The organism is Pseudomonas sp. SDT291_1_S447, from assembly GCF_054070155.1.
This window is the reverse complement of the sequence record NZ_JBSVXS010000008.1, coordinates 33,667-53,921: the sequence shown is the minus strand read 5'-3', so window position 1 is coordinate 53,921 and position 20,255 is coordinate 33,667. Positions and strand designations below refer to the sequence as shown.

3 protein-coding genes (1 of these 3 running past the window's edge) are annotated in these 20,255 nt (G+C 63.1%); all 3 read right to left on the bottom strand.

Annotated features, from left to right (window positions below):
- Positions 1 to 12: 12 nt before the first annotated feature.
- A complete protein-coding gene (locus ACW9IR_RS04865) occupies positions 13 to 1,971 on the bottom strand; it encodes a MacB family efflux pump subunit (RefSeq protein WP_457461930.1) in 1,959 nt (652 codons plus the stop codon).
- Between the two features lie 2 nt (positions 1,972 to 1,973).
- Positions 1,974 to 3,122 carry a macrolide transporter subunit MacA gene (gene macA / locus ACW9IR_RS04860; protein ID WP_102899161.1) on the bottom strand — a complete coding sequence of 383 codons (1,149 nt, stop codon included), beginning with the start codon at positions 3,120 to 3,122 and terminating at the stop codon, positions 1,974 to 1,976.
- Positions 3,123 to 3,188: 66 nt separating this feature from the next.
- Positions 3,189 to 20,255: the 3' portion of a non-ribosomal peptide synthase/polyketide synthase gene (locus ACW9IR_RS04855; protein WP_457461928.1), read on the bottom strand. Its footprint extends 780 nt past the window's final position; only the last 17,067 of its 17,847 coding nucleotides appear in the window; the start codon falls outside the window, past its right edge; its stop codon occupies positions 3,189 to 3,191.

Genomic DNA, 20,255 nt, shown 5'->3' with positions numbered 1-20,255 from the left:
TGAGGGCCGCTCTTAATCCCGCGCCAACGCCTCAATCGGATCAAGCCGCGAAGCATTCCGCGCCGGCACAAAGCCAAAAACAATCCCGATCAACGTCGAACACACCACCGCCGTCAACACCGACCCCAGCGAGAACACCATCTCCCACTCCTTGATAAACACCGAAAACAGATGCCCGATCGCATACGACAGGGAAATCCCGATCGCCCCGCCCAACAGACACACCATCACCGCCTCCACCAAAAACTGCTGACGAATGTCCGACTGCCGTGCGCCCACCGCCATGCGAATGCCAATCTCGCGGGTTCGCTCGGTCACCGACACCAGCATGATGTTCATCACCCCGATACCACCGACCACCAAAGAAATCACCGCAATCAGCGACAGCAACAACGCCAGCGAGCGGCTGGTTTTCTGCACGGTCTGCAAGACGCTGTCGAGGTTGTTGGTGAAGAAATCCTTGGTGCCGTGGCGTTGCAACAACAGTTGGGTGACGTGCTCTTCCACCACTTTGCTTGGCTGGCCGTCCTTCATGCGCACGCTGATGCTGTCCAGATAACGCTGGCCCAACACCCGCCCGGCGGCGGTTTCGTACGGCACCCAGACGTTGAGGGTTTTCCCCGAGGCGAACAGGCTTTTATCCTGCGCGGCCACGCCGATCACTGTGCACGGCAGGTTGCCGATCAGGATCACCTGACCCAACGGATCCACGTCTTGCCCGAACAAACGTTGGCGGGTGTTGTGATCGATGACCACCACCTGCGCCTGGCGCCGTGCATCGTTTTCGCTGAACGGGATGCCCGCGGCCATCTTGATCCCGCGCACTTTGAAATACTGATCGCTGACGCCGTTGACCTGCGCATCCAGGTCGATATTGCGATAACGCAACAACAGGCTGCGGCCGATCATCGGCGTGGCGCTGTCGACGTAATACAACTGATTCAGTGCGGTGACATCGGCCGGCGTCAGGGTTTCGATGGCGGCGGCACGTTTGTCGCCGTAACTGCTGCCGGGATAGACATCGATGGTATTGCTGCCAATGGCGGCGATGTCCTTGAGCACGTAGTTCTTCGCGCCCTCCCCGACCGCCGAAATCGACACCACCGAGGTGATGCCGATGACGATGCCGAGCATGGTCAGCAAGGTGCGCATGCGATGGGAAATCAACGCCACCCAGGCCATGGCGAACGCTTCTTTGAACAGCCCGAGGCTGGCGACCAGGCGCCGCGACGCAGTGGCTTTCGGCGTCACCGGTTCATCGCTGAGCAGGTGCGTGGTGTCGCGCTCGTTGGCGCGGTCGCTGAGGATTTCGCCGTCGCTGACTTCAATGATGCGCTCGGCATTGGCCGCGACTTTCGGGTCGTGGGTCACCAGAATCACCGTGTGCCCCGCCGCGTGCAGCTCCAGGAGGATGCGCATGACTTCCTTGCCGCTGGCCGTGTCGAGTGCGCCGGTCGGCTCGTCGGCGAGAATCACTTCGCCGCCGTTCATCAAGGCGCGGGCAATACTCACCCGCTGCTGCTGACCGCCGGAGAGCTGGCTCGGCCGATGCGTCAAATGCCCTTCCAGACCCAGCCGCGCCAGCAACTCGCGGGCGCGGGCATGGCGCTGAAGCTGCGGCGTACCGGCGTAAATCGCCGGCATCTCGACGTTGTGCATCGCGCTCAAATGCGGCAGCAAGTGGTAACGCTGGAAGATGAAACCAAAGTAGTCACGACGCAGTTCAGCGAGTGCCTGATTGTCCAGATCACGGGTTTCCTGGCCGTTGATCTTGTAACTGCCGGCAGTGGCGTAATCGAGGCAACCGAGGATGTTCATCAGGGTCGATTTCCCGGAGCCCGAGGCGCCGATAATCGCGACCATTTCCCCGGCATTGATCGTCAGGTTGATGTTCTTCAGCGCCAGAAATTCGCGGTCACCGGCGGTGAAACTGCGCGTGATGCCGGTGAGCTGCAACAGTGGCTCAGTCATGCTCAGGCCCCCGCCACATTCGTCAGCGGATCACCAATGACCACGCGATCACCTTCCGCCAGACCATCATTGATCTGCACTTTGACGTTGTTGTTGATCCCGGTCTGCACATTGCGCGACTGCGCGTGGCCCTTGGCGTCCAGCACCCGTACCGGAAAACTGCCATCGGCATTGCGCGGCCCGAGCGCCGCCACCGGCACGGTCAGCACCGACTTGGCGGTGTCGAGGATAATGCGCACCTGCGCGGTCATAGATATGCGCAAACGATGGTCGGGGTTCGGCACCTCGAACAAGGCGTTGTAGAACACCGCGCTGCTTTGTTTCGGCGTGCCGGCGGGTGGCGTTTCGAGGAAGTTCTGTGGCGCCGGGTCCGTGCCGCGCAATTTCGCGTAGTAGCGTTTGTCCTCGCCAAGAATGGTGAAATACACCTCTTGCCCCGGGGCAATGTGAATCACATCGGCTTCGGACACCTGCGCTTTCACCGTCATGGTGTCCAGATCCGCCAGTTTCAGCAGGACCGGCGCCAGTTGGCTGGCGATCACCGTTTGCCCTTCCTGAGTGACCACGCCGACCACGTCGCCATCGATTGGCGCGACAATCCGCGTATACGCCAGATTGACCTTGGCCGTGTCGATCTGGATGTGCGCGCTTTTGATCTGCGCGTCCAGCGACATCAGATTGGCCTGTTGTACCTGATAGTCCGACTCGGCGGTTTCAAAATCCTGGCGCGAGATCGACGCGTCGTCCTGCAAATTCTTGTAGCGCTCGTAAATCGCTTTGGTCTGCCTCAGTTGAGCCTGAGTGGCGCGTTTTTGCGCTTGCAGGTTTTCCTCATCGACCTGGGCCTGACGCAGGGTGTTCTGCAATACCAGCGGATCGATTTCCGCCAGCCACTGGCCCTTCTTCACCTTGTCGCCGACCTTGACCTTGAGCGACTTCAACTGCCCGGACACCTGCGCACCGACGTCCACTTGTTTGATGCCTTCGAGCAACCCGGTGGCCAGCACCGCGTTTTCGATGTCACTGCGTTCAACCGGGGCGGTCAGGTATTGCGGCGCCTCGGCCGGTGCCTGCACCGCGTAGAACGCCAATCCCGCTACTGCCACCAACGCCAAACCCATACCGACTTTGCGCAACTTCGACTTTTCCATAAATAACCACAAGTCCGTTCAGGGGTGAGCCCGGCCAGCGGCCAGGCTCTGGTAGATAAACAACAATCAGGAAACCACTTGGCCGGCCGGCACTTTCAGGCCGTCATGCCACCACGCCGCGAGACTGAAGACGTTGGGCGCCTTGAGAATCGTGAAGTGGTTGCCCGGCCCGTACCACACCGCCAGATCCGCAACCTGCCGTTGCCAGCCCTCGACCATCGCCGCTTGCTCGCGCTGATTGCCCCAGGCATCCAGCGTCGGGTCATCGACCAGCGCCAGCCGCACCGGCCCGGTGTAGGCCAGTTGCGGTTGATAGACCGTGCGCAAGGCCGTGGCGAAGGTACGGACCGGGCCGTGCATCGCCTGCGCTGACGAACGCGCAGACAACACACCGGCACGCACCATGCCCTCGTGCAACAGGCGCATTTGCGTGGCGTCGTCAGCCTCGGCGAACGCCAGCGGATCAATGCCCAACGACTTGCCGCTGGACAGTTGCAGCGTCTCGATCAAGCGCTCCAGCGCGGCTGTCGTGGTGTACGGTTTGCCCGCCGTACCGTTGCCGCCGGGCGATTCGCTGTCGATCAGGGTCAACGACGCCACCTCGCGCCCGGCTGCCTGCAACTGCGCGGCCATGGCATGCGCGACCCAACCGCCGAACGAATGGCCGATCAAATGCAGCGGGCCTTGCGGATACAACTGCTCGACGGCTTGCAGATAACACGCGGCTGCCGCCTCTACCTGACTGTGCGGCACGCCGTTGCCATCGAGCCCGCGCGGTTGCAGACCGATGATCGGCCACTCCGGGCCCAAGGCCTCGGGCAAGTGAATGAATCCGGTGACACTGTCGCCCGCCCCCGGCACGCAGAAGATCGGCGCATGCCCGGGGTGTCCGCTCTGGATCGTCAACACGGGTTGATAAGCCGGTGGTTGCGGAGCCTGCGCAGCGGCCATTGCCTGACTCAAGGCCTGGCCGAGCGCCTGGACATCCGGGTTTTTCATCATGCTGCGGTGATCCCCCGGCACATCGATGCAGTGCAGCAAACCTGTACCGACCTTGTTCTCCCAACCACGGCTCGGACTCGGTTGTGCCTGCCCCGGCATCAGTGCCTGAGCGCGGAACAAGTGCACCGGCTGACTGGCCGGGCTGACCCGGTAATGCGCCAGCGCCAGGCCATGAGCGGCCTCTCGATCAAAGTAACTCCAGGCATCCGCTGCACTCAGTGCGGCCAGTTCCGGGTCGGGCAATTGCTGTTCGCAGCAGCGCTGGAACAGTTCATCGAACGCGATGAGTTCGACTTCAGCCTCAAGCTTCTCTACGTCGGCCAACGCTGGCAGCCCTTCTGCACCGCGCATCTGCGAACGCGCGCGGCAATGCTCAAGCAATTGACGCTTGTCGCGATGCTCGCCGCTCCAGCGGGTTTTATCCTGACTCGCAGGATGTGGCGCGTAGGTGTCGAGCAGGCCGACAAACGCCACCGCCTCATCGAGACCGAGCAATTGCTGCGCGACTTCATACGCCAGCAAGCCGCCGAACGACCACCCGGCCAGACGGTACGGCCCATGCGGCTGCACCGAGCGGATAATCCCGACCATCCGCGTGGCCATGCACTCAAGGGTGCGCAGTTGCGGCTGCCCCAGTGGCACACCGGGCAAACCGTAAATCGGAAACTCGCCCTCGATATGCAGGCCCAATGCCGGGAAGTACACGTCCCGTCCGCTGAACTCATGGATCAGGAACAGCGCATTGCTGCCCCTGCCGGGTCGCACCACGACCAGTCCTTCCGGATGTTCGGGCGCTTCGCTGCGCTGACTGAGCAACGTGGCCAGCGCTTCGATACTCGGGCGCTGAAACAGCTCCGCCAGCGTCACCTGTTGCCCCGCACGTTGCAGCAGGTTGACCAGACGAATCGCCAGCAGCGAATGCCCGCCCAATTCGAAGAAGTTGTCGTGACGTCCGACCTGCTCGACATTCAACACTTCACCCCAGACCCGCGCCAGCAAGGTTTCGACCTCGCCTTGAGGTGCTTCGTAATGTCGGCTGAGTACCGCGTCGAGACCCGGTGCCGGCAGTGCCTGACGATCGATCTTGCCGTTGGGACTCAACGGCAGAACCTCGAGCGCGACAAACGCGCCCGGCACCATGTACTCGGGCAACTGCTCGAGAATGAACGCGCGCAACGTATCGATAGCAGGCGCTGCACTGCCCTCTCGCACAGTGAAATACGCCACCAGACGCTCGTCGCGCATCAGCACCACCACTTCGCGCACCTGCGGGTGCTGGATCAACCGCGCTTCGATTTCACCGAGTTCCAGACGCAAGCCGTGCAGCTTGACCTGGAAGTCGTTACGCCCGAGAAATTCGAGGTTGCCGTCGGCGCGGTAACGCACCAGATCGCCGGTGCGGTACAAGCGATCACCGGCCACGAACGGGCTGTCGATAAAGCGCTCGGCCTGCATCTGCGGCAGTCCCATATACCCTCGCGCCACGCCGATACCGCCGATGTGCAACTGGCCAATGACGCCCTGCGGCACCGGTTGGTCATGCGCATCGAGCACATACAGACGTGTGTTGCAGATGGCTTTGCCGATCGGCAATTCCGACGTTGGCACCGGCATGTGCGGTTCCAGTGTCCATGCCGTGCTGTCGACCGTGGCTTCGGTCGGGCCATACACGTTATGCAGGCGCACCCACGGCAGGTGCTGGCGCACAGCAGCGGCCAGCGCCGCCGTGAGTTCTCCGCCACCACAGAAAATATCGCTGAGGCTGGTGCATTCACTGACCTCATGCAGCTCAACAAACTGCTGCAACAGCGCCGGCACAAACTTGACCACGGTAATCCGCTGCTGACGAATCACTTGCGCCAGATACGCCGGCTCCCGATGCCCGCCCGGCCGTGCCAGTACCAGGCGTACGCCGGCCGTCAGCGGCCAGAAGAACTCCCACACCGATCCGTCGAAACTGAATGGCGCTTTCTGCAACAGCGCGCCGTCTGTGGTCGGTGGGCAAATCTGCGAGCCCCAATGCACCAGATTGCACAAGCCACGGTGTTCGAGCATCACGCCTTTCGGTGTGCCGGTCGAACCCGAGGTGTAGATCATGTAGGCCAGATTCGCAGGGCTCAGGCCGGGCACCTGCAGATTGCTTTGCGACTGGTCATGCCAGGTGCATTGATCAAAGTCGATCACGGCCACGTCGCTCCCGGCAAACAGCGATCGGGTGGCTGTGTGGACCAGCACCGCCACCGGCGCGCAGTCCCTGAGCATAAAGTCGAGGCGCTCCGCCGGGTAAGCCGGATCCAGCGGCACGTAGGCGCCACCGGCCTTGAGAATGCCGAGCAACCCGACCACCAGATCGAGTCCACGTTCGACGCACAGCGCCACTCGCGCATCCGGCCCCACGCCTTGCTCACGCAGGTGATGCGCGAGGCGGTTGGCACGGGTATTCAGCTCGCGATAGGTCAGGCTGTGTTCGCCCGACTGCACGGCGATGGCGTCCGGCTGACGCTGCACCTGCGCTTCGAACAGGCTCTGGATCGGTTGCTCGACCGGGCAATCAACTGCCGTCGCGTTGAAATCGCCGAGCAAGCGCTGCTGTTCATCCGCCGCAAGCAGATTGACCTGCGCCAACACCGCTTGGTCATCGGTGACCAGCGCCGTCAGCAAGCGCTGCAAGTAACCGGTAAAACGCCGCACGGTCGACTCATCGAACAACGCCGTGGCATAGCGCAGCGCACCACGGATTCCTTGCGGGTTTTCGCCGAGGCTCAGCGACAGGTCGAACTTCACAAAGTGATTTTCCCCGGCCAGACCTTCCAGCGTTAGCCCGCCCAACGCCAGGGCTGGCGCGACGCTGCTGTCCCAGCTCACCAAGGTCTGGAACAACGGCGTGTGGGAAAGGCTGCGCAGCGGCCGGGTAATTTCCACCACGTGTTCGAACGGCAGATCCTGATGCGCCTGCGCGGCCAGAGTCTGCGCCTTGACCCGCGCCAGCAGCGCCGCACCGGTCAGATCGCCGGAGGTATCGATGCGCAACGCGAGGGTGTTGACGAACATGCCGATCAACCCTTCGATTTCGGCGCGGGTACGGTTGGCCACCGGCGAGCCAATCACCACATCGGACTGCCCGGAGAGGCGCGCGAGTAACATTGCCCAGGCGCTCATGAGCACCATGTACGGCGTCACGCCGTGGCGCTGACACAACGCCTTGAGACCGGCGCTGGTCTGCGCATCCAGCTCGATCTCGACACTGCCGCCGCGGTGATCCTGTTGCGCCGGACGCGGGCGGTCGGTTGGCAGGCTCAACAATGCCGGGGCGCCGGCCAGGGTCTGCTGCCAGTAATCGCTCTGGCGCTGCAGCACCTCACCGCTGAGCCAGCGCCGTTGCCACACCGCGTAGTCGGCGTATTGCAGGGCCAGCGGCGGCAGCGGATCGTCCTCGCCACGGCTGAACGCCTGATACAGCGCCATCAGTTCGCGGGTCAGCACGCCCATCGACCAGCCGTCGGAGATGATGTGGTGCATGGTCAGCAGCAGCACATGGTGCTCATCGGCCAGCCGCACCAGCCGTCCGCGAATCAATGCGTCATCCTGCAAGTTGAACGGCGCGCGCGCTTCAGTTTCGATCAGCGCGCGCAAGGCCTCTTCGCTCTGCGGCTGTTGCCGCCAATCTTCCTCGATCAGCGGCAGGCCACTGTCGACCGGGGCAATCAGCACCTGTGCTTCGTCATTCAATTGGGTGAAACGACTGCGCAGGGTTTCGTGACGAGCGACGATCCGCGCCAATGCCCGTTGCAGGGCCACGGCGTCGAGGCGGCCACGCAAATGCAAGCCCAAGGGAATGTTGTAAGCGGTGTTGCCGCCGTCCATCTGCGCGAGGAACCACAAGCGTTGCTGGGCGAAGGACAACGGCAGCACCTGATCGCGCGGCGCCGGCAGAATCTCCGGCAAGTGGCTGCGTTCGGCCTGACTCAACACCTCGGCGACCGCCGCCAGTTCCGGGTTGGCAAACAGATCGGCCAGCGCCAGTTCCACACCCAATTGCTGGCGCACCTGGGAGAGCATGCGCATGCCCAGCAATGAATGGCCGCCGAGTTCGAAGAAGTTGTCATGGCGCCCAACCTGTTCGACCTGCAACACCTCGGCCCACACCCGCGCCAGGCTCGCTTCCAGTGGATTGGCTGGCGCCTCATAGACCCGACTGAGCAGCGCCTCCTGGGTCGGTGCCGGCAGCGCCTTGCGGTCGACTTTGCCGTTGTTGTTCAGCGGCAAGACATCGAGTTGCACCCACGCTGTCGGCAGCATGTATTCCGGCAGACGCGCGTGCAATTGGGCGTGCAGTTCAGCGCTGTCCAAGTGCTCATCGTGCGCCGTGTAGTACGCCACCAGACGCGGGCTGTCCTGCCCGTCACGGCGCGCCAGCACCACCGCTTCCTTGATGCCCGGGCAATTGAGCAGGCGATTCTCGATTTCTCCCAGCTCGATACGGAAACCGCGAATCTTCACCTGATCATCGTTGCGCCCGATGCAATCGAGTTGCCCCGGTGCCAGCCAGCGCGCAAGGTCGCCGGTGCGATAGAGCAGCGCGCCCGGGGTATCGCTGAACGGATCGCAGAGGAATTTCTCGGCAGTCAGATCCGGCCGGTTCAGATAACCCAGCGCCACGCCCTGCCCGCCAATATACAGCTCGCCGGTGACGCCCATCGGCACCGGTTGCTGATACGCATCGAGCACGTACACCTGCGTGTTGCCGATGGGGCCGCCAATCGGCACGCTCTCGGCGTCGTCTGCCACTTCCTGCACTTCGAACGTGGTGGCGTAGGTAGTGGTTTCGGTCGGGCCATAGCAATGCACGATACGCAGCGCGGGTGCCTCGGCCAACAGTCGACGGAACGCCGCCGGATCACCACGTTCACCACCACACAAGAGGATGCGCAAGCCTTTGAGCGCCTGCGCAATCAGTTGCACGTACTGGTTGAACAGCGCAGTCGTGACGAACAGGATCGTCGCGCCACTGGCACTCAGTTCACGGCCGAAGGCATTCGGATCGAGCAGGGTTTGATGGTCGATGATCACCACGCGACCGCCATTGAGCAGCGGCCCCCAGATGTCCATGGTGCTGGCGTCGAACGCCGGGTTCGAGGCGAACACCACGCGATCCTGTGCATTGAAATCGGCGTAACCGTTGTTGAGCACCAAGCGGCCGATGCCCCGGTGCGGCACCATTACCCCTTTCGGCGTGCCGGTGGAACCCGAGGTGTACATGATGTACGCCAGGGCCTCGGACGACTGCAGCAGGTTCGGGTTGTGCGTCGGCTGACCGTTGAGGGTCAGCGTGTCCAGATCGATACGCGGCGCGGCGTAGTCGATGACTTCGTTGCTCAAAGTCAGCAGCGCCACCGCCCGACAATCCTCGACCATGAACGCCTGGCGCTCGCTCGGTGCATTGATGTCCAGCGGCACATAGGCCGCCGCGCATTTGGCAATGGCCAGTTGCGCGACCAGCAACTCCAGCGAACGCGGCAGCAGGATCGCCACGTGGTCGCCCGGTTGCACGCCCTCTTCGACGATCAAATGATGGGCCAGACGGTTGGCCTGAGCGTTCAGCTCAAAGTAGCTCAGCGAATGTGCGCCATGCACCGCTGCCACAGCTTTGGGATGCGCCGCAGCCTGCTGTTGGAAAACTCCGTGCACGGTCAGCGTTTGCGGGTAGTCACGCGCTGTGGCGTTGAAGTCGCCGAGCAAGCGCTGACGCTCATCCGCCGCCAGCAACGGCACGCTTTCCAGCACCACTTGATCACTGGCAATCATTGCTTCGAGCAGGCGCTCGAAATAACCGATGTAACGCACAATCGTCGACGCATCAAACAGCGCCGTGGCGTAGTTCAGCGCGCCACGAATCACCCCGTTGACCTCACCCAGTGTCAGCGTCAGATCAAACTTGGCGACCTCGCCCGGCCCGGCAATACCCTCCAGCGTCAAATCGCCCAACGCCAGTTGCGGGCCGACGCTGCTGTCCCAGCTCAGCGTGGTCTGGAACAACGGGCTGTGCGCCAGACTGCGCAGCGGCCGGGCGATTTCCACCACTTGCTCGAACGGCAGATCCTGATGCGCCTGCGCCGTCAGTGTCTGCGCCTTGACCCGCGCCAGCAGCGCTTCGACGCTCACCGCGCCCGAGGTGTCGATGCGCAAGGCCAGCGTATTGACGAACATGCCGATCAACCCTTCGATTTCAGCGCGGCTGCGGTTGGCCACCGGCGCACCGATCACCACATCGGTTTGCCCGGACAGACGACTCATCAGCAGCGCCCAGGCGCTCATCAGGGTCATGAACAGGGTCGCGCCGTGACGCTGGCTCAACGTTTTAAGGCCAGTGCTCAAGCGTTCGTCCAGCAACACCTCGACGTTGCCGCCGGTGTAATCCTGCTGCGCCGGTCGCGGGCGATCGGTGGGCAACGTCAACAAGGCCGGCGCGCCGTCGAGAGTCTGCTGCCAATAGTCGCTTTGCCGCTGCAGCACTTCACCGCTGAGCCACTGGCGTTGCCACACCGCGTAGTCGCCGTATTGCAGGGTCAGTGGCGGCAGCGGATCAGGCTGACCGTGGCTGAACGCTTGATACAACGCCATCAGCTCGCGGGTCAGCACGCCCATCGACCAACCGTCGGCGACGATGTGATGCACGGTCAACAGCAACACACAGTGATCGTCGGCCAGGCGCACCAACCGTCCGCGAATCAACGGATCGTTGTGCAGATCAAACGCTGTCGAGGCTTCCTGCGCCATCAATCCCTGCACGGTGTGCTCGGCTTGCAGGTCTTGGCGCAGGTCGTCCACGCGCAACAGCAAACCGCTGTCGACCGGGGCAATCGACACGTGGGCGCTGTCGTCGAGGCTGATGAAACGGCTGCGCAGGGTTTCGTGGCGGGCGACGATCCGTGCCAGCGCCGATTGCAGGGCATCGACGTCGAGGTGACCGCGCAGGCGCAGGCCCAGAGGAATGTTGTACGCCGAGTTGCCACCCGCCATCTGCGCCAGGAACCACAGGCGTTGTTGGGCGAAGGACATCGGCAGCGCTTGATCACGCGGTGCCGGCACAATGTCCGGTAGCACGCTGCGCCCGGCACGATTCAATACTTCAGCGACTGCGCTCAATTGCGCGTCGGCAAACAGGTCACTTAGCGCCAGTTCGACGCCGAGGCGCTGACGGATCAGCGAGACCATGCGCATCGCCAACAGCGAATGACCGCCGAGTTCGAAGAAATGATCGTGACGGCCGACCTGCTCGACTTGCAGCACTTCGGCCCAGATATGCGCGAGTGCGGTTTCCAGCTCACCTTGTGGCGCCACATATTCGCGGGTCGGCAGCGCGGCCAGATCAGGTTTCGGCAACGCCTTGCGGTCGACCTTGCCATTGGCGGTCAGCGGTAAAGCCTCGAGCCGGACGAACGCGGCGGGCACCATGTAATCCGGCAACTGCATGAGTAACTGCGCGCGCAATTCAGCCACCGCCAGTGGCTCGGCCCCCGCCCGTTCGGTGAAATACGCCACCAGTTGCGGTTGACCGGGTTGGTCCTCACGGGCCAATAGCACCGCCTCGTTGATACCGGGGAGCTGATTGAGGCGAGTCTCGATTTCACCCAACTCAATGCGCATGCCACGGATTTTTACCTGGTCGTCGTTACGCCCCAGATAGTCGAGCGAGCCGTCTTCGCGCCAGCGGGCAAGGTCACCAGTGCGGTACATGCGCGCATTCGGCAAGGGGCTGAACGGGTCGTGCAGGAAGCGCTCGGCGGTCATATCGGCGCGGTTGAGATAACCCCGGGCCACCCCCGCTCCACCGACGTACAACTCGCCCATGACGCCCATTGGCACCGGGCGTTGCTGCTCGTCGAGCAGGTAAACCGCCGCGTTCGCCACCGGTTTGCCGATGTGCAACGCTGCGCCAACGTCAACGCGCCCGGAAGTCGCGACCACGGTGGCTTCAGTAGGGCCGTAGTTGTTGATCACAGCGAAGCGCTGGTCGCGATTGAACTGACGCAAGCGATCGCCACCGATCAGCAAGGTACGCAAAGTCGGGTGATCGAGGTGCTGGCTGAACGCGTATTCAGCAATCGGCGTTGGCAGGAAGCTCACCTCCAGTGGTTGCCCGCGCCACCAATCGAGCAGCGCGTCGATGTCTTCACTGCCTTCGTGCACCGGCGCCAAGTGCAAGGTCGCGCCCACACACAGCGCCGGCCAGACTTCCCACGCCATCGCATCGAAGCCAAACCCGGCAAGGCTTGAGGTGTGGCTGTCAGCGCGCAGATCGAACGCTTCACAGTGCCAGTCGATCAGGTTGGATAACGTCTGATGCTCGACCATGACCCCTTTGGGCAGACCGGTCGAACCCGAGGTGTAGATCACGTAGGCCAAATGCGCAGCGCTCAATTCCGGCACCGCAGGGTTGTGTTGCGCCTGCGCCGGCCATGCGCACAGGTCGACATCGATCACTGGCACGGTCAGCAGTGGCAGTCTTTCGTGCAGATCGCTTTGCGTGAGCACCGCGACCGGCGCGCTGTCGCCGAGCAAATAGCTGATCCGCTCGGCGGGATGCGCCGGATCGATCGGCACATAGCCGGCGCCAGCCTTGAGAATGGCGACCAGACCGACCAACGTTTCCAGACCGCGGCGGGCGACGATGGCCACCCGATCATCAGGTTTCACGCCTGATTCGATCAAGTGATGCGCCAACGCATTGGCCTGGCGATTGAGCTGCAAGTAAGTCAGTGGCTGCCCGGCAAACACCGCTGCCACCGCTTGTGGACGCTCGGCGACCTGCGACTCAAAGCGCTGGGCAATCGTCAGCTCACGCGGGTAGTCGGCTTCGGTCGCATTGAAATCCATCAGCAACTGTTCGCGCTCTGCTGCCGGCAGGATCGACAACCGATCAAAGCCCACCTGCGGCGTGTGCTCAAGCGCGTTCAGCAAAGTCATCAACGCACCCTGCATGTACCCGCAGATACGCTGTGCATCAATCCCCGCCCCGGCCAATACCTTCAGGCTGAAGTCTTCGCCGAGATCATCAACGCTGAGGGTCAGGCGATAGTTGGTGTGTTCCTCGGCCTCGAGCAATTGCATGCCGTGCCATGCCGCTTGCACCTCTGCGGATATCGGCCCGACCGGGGTGCTGTGACGATAATTGAGCAATGTGCTGAACAGCGGCGTGCCCGCCGGCATCGCGCTGCACTGTTGCACCTGCGCCAGTTGCGCGTGCTCATGAGCGAGTAGCTGACTCAGGCGTTCATGGGTGGCCAGCGCCGCCCCTTTGACGCTGTGTGCATTGAGTTCGATGCACAGCGGCAAGGTGTTGATGAACACGCCGAGCGCGCGCTCCGAGCCTTCACCGCCCTGCAATCGGCCGAGCAACACAGTGCCGAAGACCACCGCGTCGCGCCCGGACAATTGCCCCAGCACCTGCGCCCAGGCGAGGTGCATCAGGCTGGCGGCGCTGACACCCAAGCGCCGTGCCTGTTGCCGCACGCTGTGGCTGAGGGTGTTTTCCAGCGTCAACTGCGCTTCTTGCGCGGGACTGTCATGGGCCAGATTCTGACCATAGGGCAAGGTCGGTTCATCGATCGCGCCGAGCATTTCGCGGAAGAAGCTTTCGTGCTCTTGCTCACTCAGACCGGCCTGGGTGTGCGCCACGTAATTGCGATACGGCACCGGCTCGCTCAGTTGCCCGGCGTTGCCCAGCAGAAACGCCTGCATTTCGTTCTGCAAGACCTCAAGCGCCACGTGATCCATGACCAAATGATGGAACAGCAACAACGCAACCACGCGTTGATTGGACACATCGCGGCTGTACACCACGCGCATCAGCGGCGCCTCGGTGACGGGCATGCGGTAGTTATCGATGGTGAAGCGGTCACGCAACTGGCTCAGCGCATCGCCCGCGCCGTTGTCCAACTCCAAGGCCTCACAGCTCAGCGAAGCCTGACGCCAGACCACTTGCACCGGCTCTTCAAGGCCCTCCCAGAACAGCGACGTGCGCAGAATGTCATGCCGTTCAATCACCCGTTGCAGGGCGACAGTAAAGGCCTGCAAACGCTGTTCGTCAGCGAAGGCAAACTGCGCCTGCAACACGTACGGATCACCCTGCGCGGCCGACAGATGATGGAACAGGATGCCGGTCTGCAACGGCGCCAGCGGGTAGATATCCTGCACGTTGCGCGCACCGCCGGGGACACTCGCGACGATTCGGTCGATCGTCGCTTGATCCAGCGCCACCAGTGGCAGCAGTTCGGGCGTGATGCGCGTGCAATCGGCCGGAACAAGATTGGCCGGCACCGCTGCCTCAGGCTCTCCCCCCACCGCCGCTGCCAATGCGGCCAGCGTCGGTTGGCCGAACAGCACGCGGATATCCGCCGACAGGCCGGCCCGGCGCATGCGCGCAACCAGATTGACCGCCAGCAACGAGTGGCCGCCCAGTTCGAAGAAATGATCAAAGCGCCCTACCCGCTCAACCTTGAGCAACTCGGCCCAGATACCGGCGATCACGGTTTCAACTTCACCGACCGGCGCTTCGTACTCGCGGGTCGACAGTGCAATCTGCTCGGGAGCCGGCAAAGCCTGTCGATCCAGTTTGCCGTTGGGGCTCAGCGGCAAGGCCTGCAAATGCACAAACACGGCAGGCACCATGTAATCCGGCAGATGCGTGAGCAATTGGCTTCGCAACTGATCGTTCTCAAAACACTCGCCGCTGTAGTACGCCACCAATCGCTGATCGCCCGGCACGTCTTCACGGGCCAGCACCGCCGCTTCACGCACGCCGTCGAGGCGCGCCAGATGCGCCTGAATCTCGCCCAGTTCAATGCGCAAACCACGGATCTTGACCTGATCGTCGTTGCGCCCCAGGTACTCGATGTTGCCATCGGCCAGATACCGCGCGACGTCGCCGGTGCGGTACAAACGCGCGCCGGGCTGATCATTGAACGGATCGTCGAGGAAGCGCTCGGCCGTCAGCTCAGGCCGATTCAGATACCCCCGCGCCACCTGCACCCCGCCCAGATACATCTCGCCGACCACACCCAACGGCGTCGGTTGCTGATGAGCATCAAGGATGTACACGCGGGTGTTGCACAGCGGTTTGCCAATCGGCGGCGCGCCTTGCGGTACCGGCGAATCCGCCTCCAACGTCCACACCGTGCTGTCGACGGTGGCTTCGGTCGGGCCATACACGTTGTGCAGGCGCACCTGCGGCAGACGCTCACGGACGCTGCGCACCAACGCTGCGGTCAGCTCACCGCCACCACAGAACACATCGCTCAGGCTACTGCACTCACCGACTTCTTCCACTTCAAGGAATTGCTGCAACAGCGCCGGTACAAACTGGATGACGTTGACCTGTTGCTCACGAATCAGTTGCACCAGCGCGACCGGATCGCGGTGATCGTCGGGGCCGGCGAGAACCAGGCGCATGCCGCAGCTCAACGGCCAGAATAGTTCCCACACCGAGGCGTCGAAACTGAACGGGGTTTTCTGCAGCAGCGCGGCGCCGGTAGAAAGCGGACACAGTCCGGCGCTCCAGTGCAGCAGATTGCCCAGGTTGCGGTGCTCGACCATCACGCCTTTCGGCGTGCCGGTGGAACCGGAGGTGTAAATCACATAAGCCAGGTTCGCGGCGCTCAGGTCTGGCACTTGCGGATTGCTTTGCTCAAGGTCTTGCCAGGTGCACTGGTCGAAATCGACCCGCACGCCCGCCCACTCGGCGATCAGCGCACGCGTCGGCCCATGCACCAGCACCACCACGGGCGCGCTGTCCTCAAGCATGTAGGCCAGACGCTCGGCGGGATAGCTCGGATCGAGCGGCACATAAGCGCCACCAGCCTTGAGAATCGCCAGTAGACCGATCAACAACTCCGGCCCGCGCTCGACGCAGATTGCCACCCGCGCATCGCTGCCCACACCGCACTGGCGCAGGTGATGGGCGAGTTGGTTGGCGCGGCGATTCAGCTCGGCGTAACTCAAACGCAACCCACCGGCGACCACAGCGTCAGCGTCTGGCGTGCGCAACACCTGCGCCTCGAAGCGGCCATGCACGGTCTGTTCGAGATCGTGGATGACGGCGGTGGCGTTCAGATCGACCAGCAGGTGCTGACGCTCGTCATCCGCCAACAACGCCACCTGCTCCAGTACCGCTTGATCGTTGTTGACCATTGCCTGCAACAGTCGCCGGAAGTAACCGACATAACGCTCAATGGTCGATTCGTCGAACAGGGCAACGGCGTACTCCAGCACACCGCGAATCCCGCCCGGCGCGTCTGCCAGCGTCAGCGACAAATCGAATTTGGCAAAGTGACTCGGCTCGGCGACGCTTTCCAGTGTCAGCTCGCCCAGACTCAGGCTAGCGCCGTGGCCGCTGTCCCAACTGAACATCGCTTGAAACAACGGGCTGTGCGCCATGCTGCGCAGCGGCCGGGTGATTTCCACCACTTGCTCGAACGGCAGATCCTGATGCGCTTGCGCATCCAACGTCCGCGCCTTGACCCGCGCCAGCAGCGCCTCGGTGCTCAAAGCGCCCGAGGTATCGATACGCAAGGCCAGGGTATTGACGAACATGCCGATCAAGCCTTCGATCTCGGCGCGGGTACGGTTGGCGACCGGCGAACCGATGACCACTTCGGCTTGCCCGGACAAACGACTCAACAGACTCGCCCAGGCACTGAGCATGAGCATGTACATCGTCACGCCGTGACGCTGGGCCAAAGCCTTGAGCCCGGCACTCAAGCGTTCGTCGAGCACCACGTCGACGGTGTTGCCGGCGTAATCCTGCTGTGCCGGGCGCACGCGGTCAGTCGGCAGCGTCAACAGCGCTGGAGCGCCCGCCAGGGTCTGTAGCCAGTACTCGCTTTGGCGCTGCAACACCTCACCACTGAGCCAGCGTCGCTGCCACACCGCGTAGTCGCTGTATTGCAACGCCAGGGGCGGCAGCGGATCCGGCTGACCGTGGCTGAACGCCTGATACAACGCCATCAGCTCACGGGTCAGAACCCCCATCGACCAGCCATCGGAGATGATGTGGTGCAGCGTCAGCAACAACACGTGATGATCGTCGGCGAGGCGCACCAACCGACCGCGAATCAGCGCATCGTCCTGCAAGTCGAAAGGCCCCGAGGCTTCGCCCTGAATCAGCGCCGCCAAGGTCTGTTCGGCTTGCGGATGCTGACGCAGGTCTTCGACGCGCAGCAGCAGACCGCTGTCGACCGGGGCGATCAGCACTTGCGCCTCGTCATTGAACTGGGCAAAACGGCTGCGCAGGGTTTCGTGGCGGGCGACGATGCGCGCCAAGGCTTGTTGCAGGGCCGGTTCATTCAGCTGCCCACGCAGGCGCAGGCCGATGGGAATGTTGTACGCGGTGTTGGCGCCTTCCATCTGTGCGAGAAACCACAAGCGTTGCTGAGCGAACGACAGCGGCAAGGCGCCGTCACGGGCCACCGCGACAATCTCCGGTTGCGTGCTGCGCCCGGCCTGCGCTACCGCCTCGGCAACCGCGGCCAGCTCGGCGTTGGCAAACAGATCGCCCAGTGCTAGCTCCACGCCAAGGCGCTGGCGAACCTGGGACACCATGCGCATGGCCAACAGCGAATGGCCGCCGAGTTCGAAGAAATGATCCTGGCGCCCTACTCGCTCGACCTGCAGCACCTGCGCCCAGATCTGCGCCAAGGCGCTTTCCAGTTCGTTGTGCGGGGCCTCGTATTCGCGGGTGAACAGCGCCGCTCGCTCGGGTTTCGGCAGGGCCTTGCGGTCGACCTTGCCATTGGCGGTCAACGGCAGCGCGTCGAGTCTGACGAAGGCCACCGGCACCATGTACTCCGGTAACTGGGTCAACAGGTGCGCGCGCAACTCGGCCACGGCCAACGGTTCGACCTGGCTCTGCTCGGTGAAATACGCCACCAGGCGTGGCTGGCCGGGTTCATCTTCGCGCGCCAGCAACACGGCTTCCTGAATGCCGGGCAACTGATTGAGGCGGGTTTCGATTTCGCCGAGTTCGATGCGCACGCCGCGGATTTTTACCTGATCGTCATTGCGCCCCAGGTACTCGATCGTGCCGTCGGCGCGCCAGCGTGCGAGGTCGCCGGTGCGATACATGCGCGCATTCGGCACGGGGCTGAACGGGTCGTGGAGGAAGCGCTCGGCGCTCAGGTCGGCACGGTTCAAATAGCCGCGAGCGACTCCGACACCGCCAACGTACAACTCGCCCATGACGCCAATCGGCACCGGACGCTGCTGTTCATCGAGCAGGTACACCGTGGCATTGGTCACCGGTTTGCCGATGTGCAAGGCATCGCCTGCCTCGATTCGCCCAGAAGTGGCGACCACGGTGGCTTCGGTCGGACCGTAGTTGTTGATCACGTCGAATTGCTGGTTGCGGCTGAACTGGCGCAAGCGGTCGCCACCGATCAGCAATGTACGCAACGTCGGGTGTTCAAGGTTCTGGCTGAAGGCGTATTCGGCGACGGGTGTCGGCAGAAAACTCACGTCCAGTGGCTGCGCGCGCCACCAGTCGAGCAGCGCATCGATATCCTCGGTGCCTTCGTGAGTCGGTGCCAGATGCAGGGTCGCGCCGGCACACAACGCTGGCCAGACTTCCCAGGCCATGGCGTCGAAACCGAACCCGGCAAGGCTTGAAGTGTGGCGACCGGCGCACAGATCAAACGCGCTGCAATGCCAGTCGACCAGATTCGACAAGGTGCGGTGTTCGACCATCACCCCTTTGGGCAGGCCGGTGGAACCGGAGGTGTAGATCACGTAGGCCAGGTGTTCAGCGGTCAGGCCCGGCACCTGCGGATCAAGGGTCTCGCTCAGTGGCCAAGTGCGCGGGTCGAGATCGATCACCGGCACCGCCAGTGCCGGCAAGCGCTCAAGCAAATTGTTCTGGGTGAGCACGGCGACGGGGGCGCTGTCGCTGAGCAAGTAGTGCAGACGCTCGGCCGGGTGCGCCGGGTCGACCGGCACATAACCGGCGCCGGCCTTGAGAATGGCGACCAGTCCGACCAGCGTATCGAGGCCACGGCGGGCGACGATGGCGACGCGATCGTCAGGCTTCACCCCAAGCGCGATCAGGTGATGGGCCAAGGCGTTGGCATGCCGGTTGAGCTCGGCATAACTCAGTTGCTCACCGAGGTATTGCGCAGCCACGGCTTCGGGCCGCTGCGCCACTTGTGCCTCGAAACGCTGGCCAATGGTCAACGTCGCCGGGAAGTCGGCGTGAGTGGCATTGAACGCCAACAGCACCTGCTCGCGCTCGGCCGCCGGCAGAATCGGCAACTGGTTGATTGCGGTATCGGGCGCCTGCTCCAGTGCCAGCACCAGACCTTCCAGAGCGCAGTGCAGGTAATCGCAGATACGCTGTGGATCGACCTCGGTGGTGGCCAGCAAGGTCAGGCTGAACGCATCACCGTAATCATCAACGCTGAGGGTCAGCGGATAGTTGGTGCGTTCTTCGGAGCTGATCGTGCTGATACCTTCCCAGGCGGCAAGCGTCTCGGCACTTGCCGTCGCTGCGGTATGGCTGTGACGGTAATTGAGCAAGGCACTGAACAACGGCGTCGGCGCGACCACGCCGCTGCAACGCTGGGCCAATGCCAGCGGCGCGTGTTCGTGGCGCATCAGCGTGGTCAGGCGTTTGTGCGTCGCCTCCACCGCCGCACGCACGCCCTGCGCATCGACATCGACCCGCAGCGGTAAGGTGTTGATGAAAATCCCCAGCGCCCGTTCGGTGGCTTCGGCGCCTTGCATACGGCCCATCAGCACCGTACCGAACACTACGTTTTGCTTGCTGGTGAGCGCCGCCAGTACCTGCGCCCAGCCCAGATGGAACAGGCTCGCAGCGCTCACCCCGAGCTGCCGCGCCTGTGTGCGCAGACGCTGGCCGAGCAACGGGTTGATCGGCAGGCTCAGCTCGGCGATGCCAAGGCCGTCACCCTGCACGTCCTGCAAACCGTACGGCAGCGTCGGCTCGGCAATGTCAGCGAGCATCTCGCGGAAAAACCCCTCGTGTTCCGCTTCGCTGATGCCCAGCCGCGCCTGCGCCACGTAATTGCGAAACGGCAGCGGGCGCCCGAGCATTTGATCCTGGCCGGTGAGGCAGGCGAGCAG